The following is an 18182-nucleotide window of genomic DNA, read 5'->3' as shown; positions in this document are numbered from 1 at the left end:
GGGCTCCTGGAATGCGACTGGGTAGTGATGGCTGGTATGCCGATCTTAGGGCGCTATTGCGGACAGTTTCCGTCCGCAATACGGTGCTGTCATGGCCTCGACCGCTGCCCGTCTGTTGCGACTGCTCTCCCTGCTGCAAGGTGGCCGGCACTGGCCCGGCACGGCCCTGGCCGGACGGCTGGAAGTCCACCCGCGCAGCCTGCGTCGCGACATCGAGCGGTTGCGCGAGCTGGGTTACCCGGTGCATGCCACCTCCGGCAGCGGCGGCGGCTATTCGTTGGGGCAGGGAGCGGCCGCCTTGCCGCTCCTGTTCGAGGAAGAAGAAGCGCTGACCGTGGCGATCGCACTGCGCGCGGCAGCGCCGGCCATCGCCGGGATGGACACGGCCGCCGCACGGGTATTGGTCAAACTGGACCCGTTGCTGCCGCGGCGCAGCGGCCAGCGTGCCAGTGCCGCGCACGCGGCCATGGCCAGCATGCCGCTGGCCGAGAGCGGCACCCTGGTGGACGCGGCGATGCTGGCGCTCCTGGCCGGCGCGTGCCGCGACCGTGCCACGCTGCGGCTGCACTATCGGCGCCACTCCGGTGCGGCCATCGTGCGCTGCGTCGAGCCGGCGCTGCTGGTCAACTACGGCCGGCGCTGGTACCTGCTGGCGTGGGACTGCGAGCGCCAGGACTGGCGCACCCTGCGCGCCGACCGGATCGACCAGGCCATCGCCACCGGCGCCCGGTTCGCCACGCGTGCGCTGCCGGAGGAGCCGCTGCAGCTCCTGCGCAAGGCCATCGGCGAGGCGCCGTTTCCGTGCCGTGTCCGAGTCCGCCTGGCCGGATCGCTGGAAACGCTGGCCGCGCAGATCCCGCCATGGCTGGGCGCGCTGGAAGCCGACGGGGCAGGCCATTGCTGGCTCGGCCTGGGAGCGCCGAGCCTGCCTGCGTTGGCAGCCAACCTGCTGCTGCTCGACTTGCCGTTCGAGGCGATCGCGCCGGCCGAGGTGGGCGCCTCGTTGCGCATTGCCCTGGAGACATTGCAGACGCGACTGGACCGGTTATCGGCCTGAACGCGGACGCCCTTGGCAAGCCCGGGGCAAGCTGGGACACTCCGCCGCATGAAGGGGATGTCAAGAACGCTGGGGCTGTTGCTTGTCACGTTGTCGGCCGCGCCGGTCAGCGCCGGCACGCTGTACAAGTGCGTCAGCGGCGACGGCATCACCAGCTACCTGAGCAAGCGCCAGAGCGGGGCGACGTGCAGCGTCATCAGCAGCTACACGCCGGACCGTTCAGCGCGGCGCGTGCCGCCAGTGTCATCGCTGGCGGCACCGGGAGTGTCGGCCGGGTCCGCGCGGCCACTTGCCAGCATCAACAGCATCGACAGCGGCGCGCCTGCCACGATCATCAGTCCGCCGCCACGGCGCACTGCCGAGACCGCTGCGGTGGCGGTGCCGCGTCCGCAGGCAGAGCGTGCGACATCGCTCATGCCGCCCGCCGCGCCGGCCGCAGCGGTGAATCCGCGCCGGGTGGTCAGCGGGCAGGTCTATTCCTATATGAAAGATGGCGTGCGCCACTACACCAGCGCACGCCCACGCCAGGTGGCCAGCATCGAAGGGCTGCGCACCATCCACTACAGCTTCATCGAGGCCTGCTACGCCTGTGGCGCCAAGCCGGGCGTCAACTTCGGCGCGATCCGGCTCAACACGGCGGCCTACCAGCAGGAGATCGCCTCGGCAGCGCGCGAATTCGGGGTCGAAGAAGCGATCGTGCGCGCCATCATCCATGCCGAGTCGGCGTACAACCCGCTGGCACTCAGTCGCGCCGGAGCGCAGGGGCTGATGCAGCTGATGCCCGGCACCGCGCGTCGCTTCGGTGTCAGCGATGCCTATGATGCATCGCAAAATATTCGCGGCGGTGTGCAATATCTGTCGTGGTTGCTCAAGCGCTTCAACGGCGATCTGACCCTGGCGGCGGCCGGCTACAACGCTGGCGAAGGCGCGGTGGATCGCTACGGTGGTGTGCCGCCCTATAGCGAGACCCAGCGTTATGTCCAACGCGTCGGCCTGCTGGCCGGCCGTTATCGCGGGCAGAACGCAAGCGCCAACTGAGCGCACGTCGCACGCTCACCCTGCGATGCAGCATGGCACGCTGTCGCGTGCCTGCCGATGCTGCGACGCAGTCCGCAGTGTGGTCGGCACCGCACCCGTGTCGTGATGTAGTGGCAGTGCGGCGCACTGGCTTCGCGGTGGGCCGCTTGCATATGTGACAACGCTGCGATGCACCTTGGTCGTGCAAGGGGTGCGCAGGGCGCAGCGCGGCCGTCTGCAGCGGCCATTGCATCGCGCAGGTCCGACTGCGTACATTGCATTGTCTGTGCATTAAGCGTTCCGCTACACTGCGGTCGATTCATCACGGCTGGACCCCCCGCCAGCCGTTGGCAGCCTCACGCTACCTAATCAAGATCGGAGAGCCGGATGGCCAACGATGGGGTTAACGCACCTGCCGATACCGGGCGTCGTCGGTTTTTGACCGCGACAACAGCCGTGGTCGGTGCGGTCGGAGCAGGATTTGTCGCAGTTCCGTTCGTGAAGTCGTGGAACCCCAGTGCACGCGCCAAGTTGGCCGGCGCACCGGTGACCGCCGACATCAGCGCCTTGCAGGAAGGGCAACGGCTGGTCCTGGAATGGCGCGGTCAGCCCATCTGGATCGTCAAACGCTCCAAGGCGATGCTCGACGCATTGCCATCGCTGGACGGCCGGCTCAAGGACCCCAAGTCCGAGAACAAGGACCAGCAGCCGGAATACGTGCTGAAAAACCCGGAATACCGCTCGATCAAATCCGACATCTCGGTGCTGGTGGGGCTGTGCACGCATCTGGGTTGCTCGCCGGAAATGGTGGCCGAGATCCGCCCCGAGCCCTACGACCCACAGTGGAAGGGCGGTTACTTCTGTCCCTGCCACAAGTCGCGCTTCGACATGTCGGGCCGCGTCTTCGACGGCGTGCCCGCACCGATCAATCTGCTGGTGCCCCCACACCATTACGTGGACGACAACACCCTGGTGATTGGCGTCGATCCGGACGGTGCCGGGTCGTCGGCGAAAAGCACGGGGGCTGCCTGATGAGCAATATCCTGGTCCGTACTGCCAACGGCGTGTTCGATTGGGTCAACGAACGCGCGCCCGGGCTCATGCCCATGTACCGCAAGCACATCAGCGAGTACTACGCGCCGAAGAACTTCAACCTCTGGTACTACTTCGGCTCGCTGGCCATCGTGGTGCTGGTCAACCAGATCGTCACAGGCATCTTCCTGACGATGCACTACAAGACCAGCGCCGCCGATGCATTCGCCTCGATCGAATACATCATGCGCGACGTGGAGTGGGGCTGGCTGATCCGCTACATGCACAGCACCGGCGCTTCGCTGTTCTTCATCGTGGTGTATCTGCACATGTTCCGCGGCCTGATGTACGGCAGCTACCAGAAGCCGCGCGAGCTGGTGTGGATCCTGGGCATGCTGATCTACCTGGTGCTGATGGCCGAAGCCTTCATGGGCTACGTGTTGCCATGGGGGCAGATGTCGTTCTGGGGCGCGAAGGTCATCATCTCGCTGTTCGGCGCCATTCCGGTGATCGGCAATGGCCTGACCGAATGGATCATGGGCGACTACCTGCCCGGCGATGCCACGCTCAACCGCTTCTTTGCGCTGCACGTGATCGCGTTGCCGCTGGTGCTGTTGCTGCTGATCGTGCTGCATATCGGCGCGCTGCATGAAGTGGGTTCCAACAACCCCGATGGCGTGGACATTAAGAAAGGACCGAAGGGCAATCGCTGGGATGCGCACAAGCCCGCCGACGGCATTCCGTTCCATCCTTACTACACGGTCAAGGATCTGGTTGGGGTCGGGTTCCTGCTGCTCATCGCCGCCTTCATCATCTTCTTCGCGCCGGCCTTCGGCGGTCTGTTCCTGGAACACGACAACTTCACCGAGGCCAACCGGCTGGTGACGCCGGAGCACATCAAACCGGTGTGGTACTACACGCCGTACTACGCCATGTTGCGCGTGGTGCCCAACAAACTGGGCGGTGTGCTGGTGATGTTCTCGGCGATCGCCATCTTGTTCCTGGTGCCGTGGCTGGACCGCGCCAAGGTGCGCTCGGTGCGCTATCGCGGCTGGATTTCCAAGGTGGCGTTGGGCGTGCTGGTGGTGTGCTTCGTGTGGCTGGGCGTCATCGGCTCCGGTCCCGGCACCGACGCGCACGAGACCTATGTCGGGCGGGTGCTGACCTTCCTGTATTTCGCCTTCTTCATCACCATGCCGGTGTGGACGCGGCTGGACAAGACCAAGCCGGTTCCGGAGCGGGTGACCACCCATGACTAATTCCAACGTGAGGTCATGGACGTCGCGCGTGATCGCGGTGCTGTGCGGTCTGACGCTGGCGGCGGGTGCGGTCGCTGCCGAGGGTGGCAAGGTGCAGCAGGCCGGCAACGACCTGGGCGACCGCGCGTCGCTGCAGCGCGGTGCGCAGCTGTTCATGAATTACTGCTCCGGCTGCCACTCGTTGAAGTACCTGCGTTATTCGCGCATGGCCAGCGATCTGGGTTTGAGCGAAGCGGAGGTCATGAGCAACCTCAACTTCACCGGTGCCAAGATCGGCGAGCACATCGAGGGCACCATGCCGCACGATGCGGCCACCAAGTGGTTCGGCAAGGCGCCGCCGGACCTGACCTTGATTGCCCGCGTGCGCGGTACCGATTGGGTCTACACCTATCTCAAGTCGTTCTATCTGGATCAGACCCGCCCGCTGGGCTGGAACAACCAGTTGTTCCCCAACGCCTCGATGCCCAATCCGTTGTGGGAGCTGCAAGGTCTGCAACAGGCGCAGTTCGGCCCGGCCGACAAGGCCACCGGCGACAAACCGGTCGAAGCGCTCAAGCTCGGGCAGCCAGGGCGGCAGACGCCGGTGGAATTTGACCAGACCGTGCGCGATATCGCCAACTTCCTCGAATACGCGGGCGAACCTGCCGCGTTGAAGCGGCAGAGCATGGGCGTGTGGGTGATCCTGTTCCTGGCCCTGCTGACCTTCATCGCCTACCTGCTGAAGAAGGAATACTGGAAGGACGTGCATTGAACGGACCGCACGCGCATTGACCCGGCAGTAAGCAGGCAGCAAGACCGGGCAGTAAGCAGGCAGCAAAGCCAGGCAGCAAAGCCAGGCGGCCCCTCTCCCGGCGGGAGAGGGGTTGGGGTGAGGGTACGGCGCGCAAGTGGAGCATGGCGCTCGCGAACAAGCGCACTCAGCCTATCGGTCACCAGCATCCTTCGAGATGCTGCGCGGCACACGCCATTGAACACAGGCACACGATTGCGCAGGCCTAACGCGCCAAGTCGCGCTTGACAGTGCACGCAGCCCCTCCACCAGACCTGGGGCCGCACTCCTCGTGCGCGCAGTTGTTGCTGTTGTTGCAGTCGTTGCAGTCGTTGCAGCCCGAACCGTCGACTGGCCATCGCATTGGCCGACCCGGCCCCGCATCAACACGCTAGCTGGCACATCGAACGTCCTGATCGCGTCATGCAACGGTCAAACAGCATCGATGCACGGCACACCGACGTCGATGCCCATCCAGCTGCCAGCCTCCGTGGACGCTGGACGAGGCGCACGTCGCCGACGCTGGGTCGAGCCGTCAGGCCACGCTCTCCATCCCTGACTGACCCGCAACATCACCTGCTGCCCAGGTGTCAATGCGCCCTAGCACTCTTGGCTTTTGCGTGACGTGATTGCACACTCGATAGACCGTGGTGACGGTCGGCGTTGGGCCGGCCGCGCCGATGCGGCCGGCGGATTCCGGTCGTCGGAGAGCCTTGAATGGCGACGAGTGTGCGTATGCGGAATACCTTGACTTTGTTTTCGTCCAACGACGACGTGTTGTGCCACCGGGTCCGTCTGGTCCTGGCGGCGAAAGGGGTGACCTACGACCTGGTTCCGGTCGACCCGCAAAATCCTCCCGAAGATCTGATCGATCTCAATCCCTATCATTCGGTGCCAACCCTGGTCGAGCGCGATCTGGTGCTGTACGCGGCCTCGGTGGTCAGCGAGTACCTGGATGAGCGTTATCCGCATCCGCCACTGATGCCGGTCGATCCGTTGTCGCGCGCGCGCCTGCGCCTGGCGATGCTGCGCATCGAACACGATTGGGTGCCACAGGTGCAGGCGATCCAGCTCGGCAACAAGACCCAGGCCGAAGCCGGCCGCAAGCGTCTGAAGGAGTTGCTGACAGCGTCGGTGCCGCTGTTCAAGGCCAGCAAGTTCTTCCTCAATCCGGAAATGAGTCTGGCCGATTGCGCGATGGCGCCGATCATCTGGCGACTGGATGCGTTGGAGATCGGCCTGCCCAAGGATGGCAAGGCCATCGAGGACTATGGCAACCGGATCTTCCGCAATCCCGGTTTCATTCGCAGCCTCACCGAGCAGGAAAAGAAGCTGCGCGACCTGCCGGGCTGATGCGACGGCTGTATGCCAACAGACCGACTTGCGATCCGCTCGCCGCCGTTGCGGGTCGTGTCCGGGTAAAATGACGCCATGAGCGAAGATTTCCCCCGCATGACCAGCCATCGCCCGTACCTGTTGCGGGCCTTGGTCGAATGGATCAACGACAACGGCATGACGCCGCACGTTCTGGTGGACGCAGGACTGCCTGGCGTGCAGGTGCCGGCAAGTGCCGTCAAGGACGGCCGGGTCGTGTTGAACATCGCCGAGCGTGCCGTCGTCGGCCTGCAGGTCGACAACGACAGTGTGAGCTTCACTGCGCGCTTTGGCGGCGTCAGCTATCCGGTGATGGTGCCGATGGCTGCGGTATTGGCAGTGTATGCACGCGAAACCGGGCAGGGCATGGCGTTGCCGGACGACATCCCCGGCACCAGCAGCGAGCCGCCGGATCCCGGCACACCGCCGCCGAGCGCACCGTCACCGGACGAGCCACCCAGCGGTGGCAAGCGCCCGCATCTGCGCGTGGTCAAGTAGGCTTGCCGACGGTCACGTTCCAGTCCCGGTGGAGCGCGTCCGTCACATCGCGCACGATGCAGCGGATGCCTCCGGCACGTGCGTTTGCCCCGACCAATACGTCATTTAGCGCGTCATTGAAGGCGCGGCGTGTCTGGTTGCGCGCAGTGACACCGACACGCCCGCTGCCGCATGCCTCTTCGGCATCGAGAGCGACGCCATATCTCGCCTGCTGACGCGTGCCTGGCGGGCGATCCGCTGTGCGCATGCGCGCGGACGCATCGACCGCATCTGCACGGGGAGACGAGGTAGAGCTGCCCTGATTGAGGGGGAGTGGAGACGGATACCAACCACTGCCGGTGAGCTCGCGGCCAATTGGTCGAACCGTTCCCTACGCCGTGCTGGCTGGCGCAATGCGACCGACCGGCACTTGCAGCGCAGCGGGTTCCCGACGCGTCGTCGCGGTGTCAGGTGTCGTTACGTGGAAGGATGCGCGCAGCGGTGACGGCGCATCATTCCAGCCGCTCCTGCTCCGGATGCAGCGCCCGCACGGTGGCGACCTGCGGACCGGTAAAGGCGATCAGCTGGTCGCCGCGCAGCACCAGCTTGCCGCTGTGGCGGTCCGCTCCGTCGTAGGAATATTCGAAGCGGAAGGTGCGCTCGAAGCCGAGCCATCCATTGGGCATTCTGCAGATGCGGATGTTGGTGGAGTGCACGCTCTGATCCAGCCACTGCACATCGGCGGCGCGGCAGGCATTGCGGCCGAGAATGTCGGCACGTTCGGCAGCGGCGCGCGAGGAGTTCCAGAACGCGAACAGCGCTGCGCCGGCAATCATGAAGAGAATAAGACTGGGCATGGCAGCCAATGTGCCATGGCGGGCGGCTGGACGACAATCCAGCGGTGCTGCCGCGTTGCAGGTACGAGGACGCGACGACTTGGACGGCGCGCTTGTCCGCGTGTTCGGCACGAGGCCCTGAAACCCTTGCGCAAGCGATCGACTGTCGGTGCAGGACACAACCGCACTAAACCGTTTACGCCCTTGCGTGGGTCAGGCTTGCATGCACGGCATCGCACCCCCATCCAGTGCAGTCCCGCCGAGTTGAATCCGATCGCCGCGCGGCCGGTTGCCGTGGTGGCGTCGGGCACTGCCCATGCATCCTGTTCTGCAGCAATTCCATCCCGTTGTCGCTGCGTGGTTTGCGCAGACCTTCGCTGCGCCCACGCCTGCGCAGATCGCCGCATGGCCGGCAATCCAGGCCGGGCGGCATACGCTGGTGGCCGCGCCGACCGGCTCGGGCAAGACGCTCACTGCCTTCTTCGCGGCCATCGATGCATTGATCCGCGACGGACTCGAGCATGGCGGAATGCTGCCCGATGAGACCCGCGTGGTCTATGTGTCGCCGCTGAAGGCGTTGTCCAACGATATCCATCTCAATCTGGAGGCGCCGTTGCAGGGCATCCGCGCGGCGCTGGCCGCCAGTGGCCTGCCGGATGTGCCGGTGCGCACGGCGGTGCGTACCGGTGATACACCGCAACGCGAGCGGGCGCAGGCGCGGCGTGTGCCACCGCATATCCTGGTGACCACGCCGGAGTCGCTGTACGTGCTGTTGGGGTCGGCCTCCGGCCGCAACGCGCTGCGGCATGTGCGGACCGTCATCGTCGATGAAATTCATGCGGTTGCCGCGGACAAGCGCGGCAGTCACCTGAGCGTGACACTGGAGCGGCTGCAGCGGTTGGCCGAGCGGCCGATCACGCGGGTTGGGCTGTCGGCCACCCAGAAGCCGATCGAGACGGTGGCGCAGTTCCTGGTTGGCGTTGGCGAAGACGGTGCGCCGCCGCCCTGCGAGATCGTGGACATCGGCTACACGCGCGCGCGCGATCTGGCGCTGGGGTTGCCGCCGACCCCGCTGAGCGTGGTGATGTCCAACGACCAATGGCTGCAGGTCTATGCCGAAGTGGCTGCGCTGGCGCAGCAGCACCGCACTACGCTGGTGTTCGTCAACACGCGGCGCATGGCCGAGCGTGCGGCGCGGCATCTGGGCGATCTGCTGGGCAAGCAGCGGGTCGCCGCTCATCACGGCAGTCTGTCGCGCGAGACGCGCCTGCTGGCCGAGCAGCGCCTCAAGGCCGGCGATCTCACCGTGCTGGTGGCGACCGCCTCGCTGGAGCTGGGGCTGGATATCGGCGATGTTGATCTGGTGTGTCAGCTCGGCTCGCCACGCTCGATCGCCACGTTCCTGCAGCGTGCCGGCCGCTCCGGGCACAAGGTCGGCGGCACCCCGAAGGCGCGGCTGTTTCCGCAGACCCGCGACGAGCTGGTCGAATGCGCTGCCTTGCTGGACAGCGTGCGCCGCGGCGAACTGGATGCCTTGCGCATTCCGCTGGCGCCGGTCGATGTGCTTGCGCAGCAGATCGTGGCCGAAGCGGCATGCGAGGACTGGGACGAGGATGCGCTGTTTGCGCTGATGCGCCGCGCCTGGCCGTTCGCTCGGCTGAGCCGCGCCACCTTCGACAGCGTGGTGCGGATGCTGTGCGAGGGTTTCAGCACCCGGCTGGGCCCGCGCGCCGGCTATCTGCATCGCGACGCGGTGCATCGTCGGCTGCACGCACGTCGCGGCGCGCGCATGACGGCGCTGACCTCTGGTGGCACCATTCCGGAAACCGGCGATTACAGCGTGGTGCTGGAGCCGCAGGCCGAGAAGATCGGCACGGTGAACGAAGATTTCGCAGTGGAAAGCCTCACCGGCGACGTGTTCCAGCTCGGCAATGCCAGCTACCGCATCCTGCGTGTGGATGCAGGCCGCGTGCGGGTGGAGGATGCCCGGGGGGCGCCACCCAATATTCCGTTCTGGTTGGGCGAGGCGCCCGGCCGCAGCGATGAGTTGTCGGCGGCGGTGTCGCGCCTGCGTGGCGAGATCGCGGCGCGGCTGGACACTGCCCCGCATCAGCGCGCGCGTGACTGGCTGTGCGAGACCTTGGCGCTGTCTGCCGAGGCGGCGCAGCAACTGGTGGACTACCTTGCCCAGGCGTGCACCGCGCTGGGCGCCATGCCCACCCAGCAGTGCCTGGTGATGGAGCGTTTCTTCGATGCCAGCGGCGGCACGCAGTTGGTGATCCATTCGCCGTATGGCAGCCGCATCAACCGCGCCTGGGGCCTGGCACTGCGCAAGCGCTTTTGCCGCACCTTCAACTTCGAGCTGCAGGCCGCAGCGACCGAAGACGCCATCGTGCTGTCGCTGTCCACCAGTCATAGTTTTGCCCTGGAAGAGGTGGCGCGTTACCTGCATTCGTCGTCGGCCGAGCATGTCTTGATCCAGGCACTGCTGGACGCGCCGTTGTTCGGCGTGCGCTGGCGCTGGAACGCCACCAATGCGATGGCGCTGCCGCGGTTCACTGGCGGCAACAAGGTGGCCCCGCAGTTGCAACGCATGAAGTCCGAAGACCTGCTGGCTACCGTATTTCCGGATCAGGTCGCCTGCGCGGAAAACCTGGCAGGCGAGCGCGAGGTGCCGGACCACCCGTTGGTGACGCAGACGCTGGAGGACTGCCTGCATCAGGCGATGGATAGCGAGGGGTGGTTGCAGGTACTGCGCGGGCTGGAATCGGGAGCCATCCGCTTGGTGGCGCGTGATCTGGCCGCACCGTCGCCACTGGCGGCGGAAGCGTTGAACGCGCGTCCGTACGCGTTTCTGGACGATGCGCCGCTGGAAGAGCGGCGCACCCAGGCGGTACAGGGCCGGCGCTACACGCCGCAGAGCAGCGACGATCTGGGGCGCCTGGACCCGCAGGCCATCGCATCGGTCCGCGAAGAAGCATGGCCGCAACCGCGCGATGCCGAAGAGATGCACGAGGCGCTGGTCGGGCTGGGCGTGCTGCCGGTGGACGAGGCGACCGATGCGCAATGGCAGGCCTGGTTGACCGCGTTGGCCGCCGCCGGCCGCGCCAGCTGCCTGACCATCGACGCTGCGCCCGCGCTGTGGATCAGCGCCGAGCGCATCGAGTGGTTCATGCCGCTGTATGCCGGCGCCGTGGCGCAACCGCCATTGCAGGTGCCCGCCGATTGCCGGGTGCCCGACTGGGAACGCGACCGTGCAGTGCGCGAGCTGTTGCGCGGGCGGCTGTCGGCTGTGGGCCCTGCGCAGGTGGGCGGGCTCGCCGGCGCCCTGCGCCTGCCCGAAGCGGAAATCGCCCCGGCGCTGCTGGCCTTGCAGCGCGAAGGCTACGTCATGGCCGGGCAGTTCAGTGCGCAGGCGGCATCGGAGGAGTGGTGCGAGCGCCACCTGCTGGCGCGCATCCATCGCTACACGCTGGGGCGGTTGCGGCGCGAGATCGAGCCGGTCTCGCAGCGCGACTACGCCCGCTTCCTGTTCGAATGGCAGCATCTGGACAGCGCCAGCCGGGTCGCGGGCCCGGACGCGCTGGCGGGCGTGGTGGGGCAACTGGAAGGGTTCGAAGCGCCGGCCGTGCTGTGGGAAGGCGAATTGCTGCCGGCGCGCGTGCGCGACTACCAGCCGGCCTGGCTGGACGAATTGTGCACCGCCGGGCGCACCGTGTGGGCGCGCCTGCGGCCCGGCGGCGGGCGCAGCGGCGCCGCGCTGCGGGCCACGCCCATCGTGCTGCTGCCGCGCCGTGAGGCGCAACGCTGGAGCGGGTTGGCACGAGCGGCCGACGACGAGCCGTTGGGTTCGCGCGCGCAGCGGGTGGTGGAGGTCCTGCAGCAGCAGGGCGCGCTGTTCTTCGACGAAATTGCCGATGCCGCGCATCTGATGAGCACCGAGCTGGAAGATGCCTTGAGCGAACTGGTAATGCGCGGCCGCGTGCATTGCGACAGTTATGCCGGGCTGCGCGCGCTCCTGGTGCCGGCCTCCAAGCGGCCGTCGGCACTGTCGCGCCAGCGGCGTCGCGCCAGTGCGCTGGGCATCCGCGATGCCGGTCGTTGGGCGCCGGTCCGTGCGCTTGCGGAGTTGCCGCTGGCCGAGGCCGGCGAGCGGCATCAGGAGATGCTCGAACACGTGGCGCGCACGCTGCTGCGCCGCTACGGCGTGGTCTGCTGGCGGCTGCTCGAGCGCGAGGCGGCGTGGTTGCCGCCGTGGCGCGAATTGCTACGCATGTACCAGCGCCTGGAAGCGCGTGGCGAGATCCGTGGTGGCCGCTTCATTGCCGGCCTGTCCGGCGAACAGTTCGCGTTGCCGGAGGCGATTGCCGCGCTGCGCCGCGTGCGGGCGCAGGCTCCGCAGCAGCAGTGGGTCTGCGTGAGCGCCAGCGACCCGGCCAATCTGCTGGGCAGCCTGCTGCCCGGCGAACGCGTCGCGCGGGTACCCGGCAACCGCGTGGCCTCGCTCGATGGCCTGCCGATGGCGGTGTGGGCGGCAGACCGTTTCCAGCCACTGCAGGAACTCACGCCGGAACAGTCCGGGCAGGCCTTGCGCCTGCTGCAACGCGGGCCTGGTGCCGCCGAGCCGACGCCGATGGAGCAGTGGCTGGCTCAGTCGCCCGCCATCGGCGCACGGGTGCCGGTGACGCGTGGCAGCGGGCGCGACAGATAGGCACTGTCCGGGACCACCCAGCGCCAGGGCAGGTCGACCGCCTTGCGGATCCCGATGCGCGGCGTCGCCAACGGCACCGAAGGGGGCGGCATGCCGTCATCCTCCACCCACAGGCGTGCCGTGGCAGCAGTCAGGTCCAGCCCGTTGTCCGCCGCGGTTACGCCGAAGGCCTGCGCCAGGCGGCCGGGGCCGGTGGTCAACAGCCTGGCCGCTGCGGTGCCACCACGCGCGGCCTGCATGGCCTCCAGCCCGGCCAGCGGCTGCAGTGCGCGGATCAGCACCGCATGCCCGGGGGCACCGCCGCACACGGCGTTGATCGCCCAATGCATGCCGTAGATGAAATACACATACAGGTGCCCGGGGGCGCCGAACATCACCTGCGTGCGCGGGGTCATGCCGCGGAACGAGTGCGCGGCCGGGTCTTCGCTGCCGCAATAGGCCTCGACCTCGGTGATGCGGCCGCGCCGGCCGTCTGCACTGACCAGCACCTTGTTGAGCAGGCGAGGGGCGACCTGGCGCGAATCGTGGGCGTAGAACGTGCGGGGTAATGGTGTGGACGACATGCGGCAAGCCTAGCGGCCGCGCCGTGATGTCCCTGCGGACTGTCCCGGACAGTTGGGCGAGCGGGGGTAGGGGTTTTCCGAATGGAGACGCGCAGGAGCGTCTGACCTGTCACAAAAGCGCACATCCAATCGGCTGAATAGGCGCGGCGGCGGCGCTCGCATCTCAAGCGGGTTTTGCCATCGCCGATAGCTATCAACGATTGGTTAGACGAGTCCGCATCCCTGTGATCGGCACGCCCAGCACTGTCGATTGCCATGCACTGCATGTCGCCCACGCATCACTCACGAGAACTCCCCAATGTTAGGCAACTTCAAAATCGGAACCCGGCTGATCGTGGCGTTTCTGATCGTCTCGGCGATCGGCGCATGCATCGGGTGGGTGGGCTATTCCAATTCCGGGCGCATCAGCGACCTGTCGACCTCGCTGTACGAACGCGAGTTGCTTGGCTTGTCCAACGTCAAGGAAGCCAACATCAACCTGATCTATGCCGGCCGCGCACGCGCCAACCTGCTGCTGGCCAGCAGCGCAGAAGAGCGCCAGTCGCACGTGCAGAACATCGACAAGTACACCGCCAAGGTGGTCGATTACATGACCCGTGCACGCGGTAGCTTCCAGACCGAAGAGGGCAAGGCCAAGCTGGCGCAGTTCGACCGCGCGTGGCAGACCTATCTGGATGAGCGCGGCCGCTTTATCGAAGCCGCCAATCGCGAAGCATTGCGCGAGGCCAACCCGGAACTTGCCGCACTGTCGCGTGCGGTACGCGCCAGCTCGGACGAAGTGGATACCTTGATGACCGACCTGAGCGGCCTGCGCGAACGTAGCGCGGCCTCGGCCAATGCGGAGACCGGCGCCATCCATGCACGCAGTTCCAAGCTGTTGATCGCCATCATCTGCAGCGGCGTATTGCTGGGCGCCGTGCTGGGCGTGGTGATCAGCCGCAGCGTCACCGGCCCGATCCGGCGCGCGGTCACCGTGGCCAACGGCCTGTCCGAAGGCGACCTGACCATGCAGATCGATGTGCACGGCCGCGACGAAACCGCGCAATTGCTCGAAGCGATGCGCACCATGGTGCAGAAGTTGTCGCAGGTGGTGGGCGAGGTGAATACCAGCGCCGAAACCCTGGCCAGCGCCTCCGAAGAAGTCAGCGCCACCGCGCAGTCGTTGTCGCAGGCTGCCAGCGAACAGGCCGCCGGCGTCGAGGAAACCAGCGCGTCGCTGGAGCAGATGACCGCCTCGATCAGCCAGAACACCGAGAACGCCCGCATCACCGACGGCATGGCCACCCAGGCCGCCAAGGAAACCATCGAAGGTGGCGAGGCAGTGGTTGCCACTACCCAGGCAATGAAGCAGATCGCGCAGAAGATCGGCATCATCGACGACATCGCCTACCAGACCAATCTGCTCGCGCTCAATGCCGCGATCGAAGCCGCACGTGCCGGCGAGCATGGCAAGGGCTTTGCGGTGGTCGCCGCCGAAGTGCGCAAGCTGGCCGAACGCAGCCAAGTGGCTGCGCAGGAGATCGGCGAAGTGGCCGGCTCCAGCGTGGAACTGGCCGACCGTGCCGGGCGCCTGCTCGATACCATCGTGCCCAGCATCAAGCGCACCTCCGACCTGGTGCAGGAGATCTCCGCCGCTTCCGAAGAGCAGTCCTCCGGCGTCAGCCAGATCAACTCGGCCGTGGTGCAGTTGAGCCAGACCACCCAGCAAAACGCCAGCGCGTCCGAAGAGCTGGCTGCCACGGCCGAAGAGATGAGTGCGCAGGCCGAGCAGCTGCAACAGAGCATGGCGTTCTTCCGGTTGGGCGGGCAGGGCACCGCAAGCACGCCGCCCAAGCGCGGCAAGCAGGTGGCCGCACGCCCGGTCCGCGCGGCCGGTACCCGTGGCTGGCGCAGCAGCGCCGCGCCAGCCTATGCGATGTCCGAGGGCCCGGACGAAGGCCAGTTCGCCCGCTTCTGAGAGACCGATCGATGACCGCACAGACTTCCGATGGCATGCCGGGCGACGCCGACGCGGCCGCCCAATACCTCACCTTTCAGCTGGATGGCGAAACCTTCGCCACCAGCATTCTCGGCATCCGCGAAATCATCCAGTACCGCGCGCCCACGCCGGTGCCATCGATGCCGTCCTGCGTGCGCGGGGTGATCAATCTGCGTGGCGCGGTGGTGCCGGTGGTCGATTTGCAGGCGCGGCTGGGGCGCTCCGGCGGTGCCATCAACAAACGCAGTTGCATCGTGATCCTGTCCACCGGGCAGGCGCAGGGCACGCAGGCGGTCGGGGTGCTGGTGGATGCGGTCAATGCCGTGATCGAGCTGGCCGACCAGGACATCGAAGCGGCGCCGGCCTTCGGCACGCACATCCGCCGCGATCTGCTGCGCGGGATGGGCAAGGTGGGCGAGCGCTTCGTGGTGCTGCTGGACATGGAGCAGGTGTTACAGGTGGACGAGATCGCCGGCACTACCGATGCGCTGGCCGCCTGAGCGGCGCAGGTCACCGATGCACGAGCGGGCGCCGCGCTCAGTCGTGCAACTGCCATCCGCTGAATCGGTGCACACGGTTGCGTCCGTCGCGGACCGCACGCTGCAAAGCATGCCGGGCGCGCGCCAGCAGGATGCTGCTGGCGACGGCCTCGCCCGCTGCCACATCGACCAGCCCGACGCTGATGGTCAACGCACCGGTGGGCCAGGTCGCCGCTTCGATGGCCTGCCGGATGTCGTCGGCGGCCTGTGAGGCGGCCGATGGCGAGGAGCTGGCAAGCGCCACGCAGAAGCGGTCGCCGTCCAGCCGCGCCACGAGTGCGGAGGGCGGCAACCGTGTCTCGATCAGCTGCGCCGCCTGGGCCAGGGTCGCATCGGCCGCGGCGGCACCTGCCTGCAGCTTCCGGCGCTTGAAACCGTCCAGATCGATCAGCAAAAACCCCAGCGCGTGCCCGGTCTCGTCTGCGCGCATGGTCGCAAGGTCCTGCAAGCCGCGCTCCAGCCCGGCGCGGTTCCAGAGCCCGGTGCGTTCGTCGCGCAATGCGTCCAGCTCCACCAGCCTGGCCGCACGCCGCAGTTCGATGGTGTCCACCACTTGCCGGGCCAGTGCGCGCAGCGCGTCGCGCTCCGCACCGGACAGACGCCGCGGCGTTCGGTCGAGCACGCACAGGGTGCCCAATGCAATGCCGTCGGACGTCAGCAGCGGAGCGCCGGCATAGAAGCGGATCTGCGGCTCGCCAGTGACCAGCGCGTTGTCGACGAAGCGCGCATCCAGATGGGTGTCGGACACTTCCATCAGCTGATCGGGTTCGAGAATGGCGTGCGCACAGAACGACAACGTGCGCGGCGTTTCGGCCGGCTGCATGCCGATCCGTGACTTGAACCATTGCCGCTGCGTATCGACCAACGAAATCAGCGCCATCGGCGTGCGGCACACGGCTGCTGCGTCGGCGGTGAGCGCGTCATAGGGCTGCTCAGCAGGGGTATCCAACAGGTGATAGGCGTGCAGCGCCGCCACACGCTCGTCCTCGTTGGCCGGTGCGCGCGCACCCAGCACCGCGCCGACCTCGCCCGGCAACAGGGTCGCGTGGATCAAATGCAACGCGGGCGCGTCTGGAAGCTGCATGCAAGGCCTTTTGCAACAAGACGCCATCTAGGCGTGGAAATGTCGGCGGCAATGATCGCTGCCGTGGTGCGAGCCGGCCATCCGGCGGTCGCCGACCGCCTGGCGGCCAACGTGTCCGGATCTTGCCATATCCCGGGGCCGCAGCAGGCGGCCTCGATCCCAGTCCGGCCGTGCCGCGGGCAATTAAGCTGGCGATTACCCGCCTTGGCCAGCGTTGCCCTTGGGGCGACGGCTGTGCTCGTCATGCACTTTGAGGTCTTCCTGGCCTGGGCGTTGCTTGGCCGCTTCGTCCTGCTTGCGCGACTCCTGGCTCTCGGAGACGCCACTGGCGTCGTCGGCGTCGGTATCAGGTGGGCGCTGTTGGTTGCTCATGGCGTCGGCTCCGGTGTGTTGGTGCAGCGCACGTTAGCGCAGCGGGTGTGATCCCGGTGCCATGGCGGCGGCCGCCTGGCATGCACGCGGGGGTGCCCCCATACGCAAGAGCCCCGGACGCGGACGTCCGAGGCTCCTGGTTTGATGCAGTGGTGGAGCGGAAGGGGATCGAACCCTCGACCTTCGCGATGCGAACGCGACGCTCTCCCAGCTGAGCTACCGCCCCACGTGTCTCGATTCTAACCACATGCCAGGCGGTTCGCCAAGACAACGCGCGATCGACCGCGCGGCAAGGGCGCGATCCTGCAACGCTTACTCGCGTACCAGCGGGAACTTGAGGTCCGGGTTCTTGGCCTTCCATTCCTTGTACGACACCGAGCCTTCCCACGCGGCAAAGGCCTTCGGGGTACGGCCACGGCCGGACCAGGTCTCTCCGGTGTGCGGCAGTTCGTACTTCGGCTTCACTTCGCTGCGGCCGCTCTTGACCACTTCCTTGCGCGCAGCGGTGGTGCCCAGGTAGGCGGCGATGTCGTTGCGTTGCTTGGTGTTGAAGTGGCCGGCGAACTGCTCGAGCAGCGAGACGATGGTGGCATGCGCAGAGGATGCCTCGCTCGCGCGCTCGGTTTTCTCCTGTTCTTCCAGCTTCTGCAGCTCGTCCAGCAACTTGGCTTTGGCTTGCGCGATGGAATCCAGTTTCGAAGAGGTATTGCTCACAGAGGTATGGCCTCGGAATAAAGAGTGGAGACGCCGCCCTAGGGGCGCGCGCCATTATGGCATGCGGCCCGGGGGCGGCCGCTGCGGGTGCGGTTGCTTGCACATGGCGTGAACAGGCCTTTCACGAGATCTGTTCGGCCGCTTTCGCATCGTCGTTGCAGGCGTTGTCCAGCTTACACGCACGCCAGCAAACCCGACCACGACGATACAGGAGCCAGCGATGAGCGACGACAAACACAACACCGGCTCGCCCGACCGCGACCGTATCAATGTCAACGAAGCCTATGAGCTGCAGTACTGGACCAAGGCGCTGGGCGTCAGCGCCGACGAACTGCGCGCTGCCGTAAAACAGGTCGGTCCGGTCGCTGCCAGCGTGCGTGAGCATCTGCGGAAGTAGGCC

At 66.8% G+C, this 18182-nt stretch carries 16 protein-coding genes and 1 tRNA gene; 11 read left to right on the top strand and 6 right to left on the bottom strand.

Annotated features, from left to right (window positions below):
* Positions 1-91: 91 nt before the first annotated feature.
* From XnspCFBP7698_RS02380 to XnspCFBP7698_RS02350, 7 genes are all read left to right on the top strand, one after another.
* Positions 92-1057 (top strand): WYL domain-containing protein, encoded by a 966-nt coding sequence (locus tag XnspCFBP7698_RS02380; protein ID WP_104579609.1) that lies wholly within the window; start codon positions 92-94, stop codon positions 1055-1057.
* A 48-nt stretch (positions 1058-1105) separates the two neighbouring features.
* On the top strand, positions 1106-2095 hold the full coding sequence (locus XnspCFBP7698_RS02375) for a lytic transglycosylase domain-containing protein (RefSeq protein ID WP_104579610.1): 990 nt from the start codon (positions 1106-1108) through the stop codon (positions 2093-2095).
* A gap of 366 nt (positions 2096-2461) precedes the next feature.
* The gene (petA, locus tag XnspCFBP7698_RS02370; RefSeq protein ID WP_039407822.1) at positions 2462-3106 is read left to right on the top strand and encodes a ubiquinol-cytochrome c reductase iron-sulfur subunit; all 645 of its coding nucleotides are present in this window, start codon (positions 2462-2464) and stop codon (positions 3104-3106) included.
* A complete protein-coding gene (locus XnspCFBP7698_RS02365) occupies positions 3106-4365 on the top strand; it encodes a cytochrome bc complex cytochrome b subunit (protein ID WP_104579611.1) in 1260 nt (419 codons plus the stop codon). The genes petA and XnspCFBP7698_RS02365 overlap by 1 nt, the downstream gene beginning before the upstream one ends.
* Positions 4358-5116, top strand: coding sequence for a cytochrome c1 (locus tag XnspCFBP7698_RS02360; RefSeq protein WP_166748751.1), 759 nt, complete (start codon positions 4358-4360; stop codon positions 5114-5116). The genes XnspCFBP7698_RS02365 and XnspCFBP7698_RS02360 overlap by 8 nt, the downstream gene beginning before the upstream one ends.
* Positions 5117-5851: 735 nt before the next feature.
* Positions 5852-6487 (top strand): glutathione S-transferase N-terminal domain-containing protein, encoded by a 636-nt coding sequence (locus tag XnspCFBP7698_RS02355; RefSeq protein WP_039407816.1) that lies wholly within the window; start codon positions 5852-5854, stop codon positions 6485-6487.
* Between the two features lie 78 nt (positions 6488-6565).
* Positions 6566-7006: a ClpXP protease specificity-enhancing factor gene (locus XnspCFBP7698_RS02350; protein ID WP_104579613.1), complete on the top strand. Its 441-nt coding sequence runs from the start codon at positions 6566-6568 to the stop codon at positions 7004-7006.
* Between the two features lie 491 nt (positions 7007-7497).
* Here the strand turns inward: XnspCFBP7698_RS02350 and XnspCFBP7698_RS02345 are convergent, their stop codons facing one another.
* Positions 7498-7842, bottom strand: a complete 345-nt coding sequence (locus XnspCFBP7698_RS02345) for a DUF3301 domain-containing protein (protein ID WP_010382418.1) — start codon at positions 7840-7842, stop codon at positions 7498-7500.
* A 295-nt stretch (positions 7843-8137) separates the two neighbouring features.
* On the opposite strand from XnspCFBP7698_RS02345, the gene XnspCFBP7698_RS02340 reads away from it, so the two are divergent.
* On the top strand, positions 8138-12532 hold the full coding sequence (locus tag XnspCFBP7698_RS02340; protein ID WP_104579614.1) for a DEAD/DEAH box helicase: 4395 nt from the start codon (positions 8138-8140) through the stop codon (positions 12530-12532).
* Here XnspCFBP7698_RS02340 and XnspCFBP7698_RS02335 read toward each other — a convergent pair.
* Complete coding sequence (locus XnspCFBP7698_RS02335) at positions 12472-13095, bottom strand: DNA-3-methyladenine glycosylase (protein WP_104579615.1); 624 nt, start codon at positions 13093-13095, stop codon at positions 12472-12474. The two genes, XnspCFBP7698_RS02340 and XnspCFBP7698_RS02335, sit on opposite strands and share 61 nt — an antisense overlap.
* 298 nt (positions 13096-13393) lie before the next feature.
* On the opposite strand from XnspCFBP7698_RS02335, the gene XnspCFBP7698_RS02330 reads away from it, so the two are divergent.
* The gene (locus XnspCFBP7698_RS02330) at positions 13394-15052 is read left to right on the top strand and encodes a methyl-accepting chemotaxis protein (RefSeq protein WP_047697767.1); all 1659 of its coding nucleotides are present in this window, start codon (positions 13394-13396) and stop codon (positions 15050-15052) included.
* 11 nt (positions 15053-15063) lie between these two features.
* Positions 15064-15573 carry a chemotaxis protein CheW gene (locus XnspCFBP7698_RS02325; RefSeq protein ID WP_104579616.1) on the top strand — a complete coding sequence of 170 codons (510 nt, stop codon included), beginning with the start codon at positions 15064-15066 and terminating at the stop codon, positions 15571-15573.
* Positions 15574-15610: 37 nt separating this feature from the next.
* Here XnspCFBP7698_RS02325 and XnspCFBP7698_RS02320 read toward each other — a convergent pair whose 3' ends face one another.
* The 4 genes from XnspCFBP7698_RS02320 to XnspCFBP7698_RS02310 form a co-directional block, all read right to left on the bottom strand.
* Complete coding sequence (locus tag XnspCFBP7698_RS02320) at positions 15611-16696, bottom strand: diguanylate cyclase (protein ID WP_104579617.1); 1086 nt, start codon at positions 16694-16696, stop codon at positions 15611-15613.
* Between the two features lie 195 nt (positions 16697-16891).
* A complete protein-coding gene (locus XnspCFBP7698_RS21600) occupies positions 16892-17068 on the bottom strand; it encodes a hypothetical protein (protein ID WP_166744445.1) in 177 nt (58 codons plus the stop codon).
* Positions 17069-17218: 150 nt separating this feature from the next.
* A tRNA-Ala gene (locus XnspCFBP7698_RS02315) sits at positions 17219-17294 on the bottom strand.
* 86 nt (positions 17295-17380) lie between these two features.
* Positions 17381-17782 (bottom strand): H-NS family nucleoid-associated regulatory protein, encoded by a 402-nt coding sequence (locus tag XnspCFBP7698_RS02310; protein ID WP_003485983.1) that lies wholly within the window; start codon positions 17780-17782, stop codon positions 17381-17383.
* A gap of 220 nt (positions 17783-18002) precedes the next feature.
* On the opposite strand from XnspCFBP7698_RS02310, the gene XnspCFBP7698_RS02305 reads away from it, so the two are divergent.
* The gene (locus tag XnspCFBP7698_RS02305; RefSeq protein ID WP_068835655.1) at positions 18003-18179 is read left to right on the top strand and encodes a DUF3606 domain-containing protein; all 177 of its coding nucleotides are present in this window, start codon (positions 18003-18005) and stop codon (positions 18177-18179) included.
* Positions 18180-18182: the final 3 nt, after the last annotated feature.

Origin of the sequence: Xanthomonas sp. CFBP 7698, assembly GCF_003600855.1 — a bacterium.
GTDB lineage: Bacteria > Pseudomonadota > Gammaproteobacteria > Xanthomonadales > Xanthomonadaceae > Xanthomonas > Xanthomonas cannabis.
Note: the sequence above shows the minus strand (reverse complement) of the source record. Positions and strands in the feature narration are given on the sequence as shown.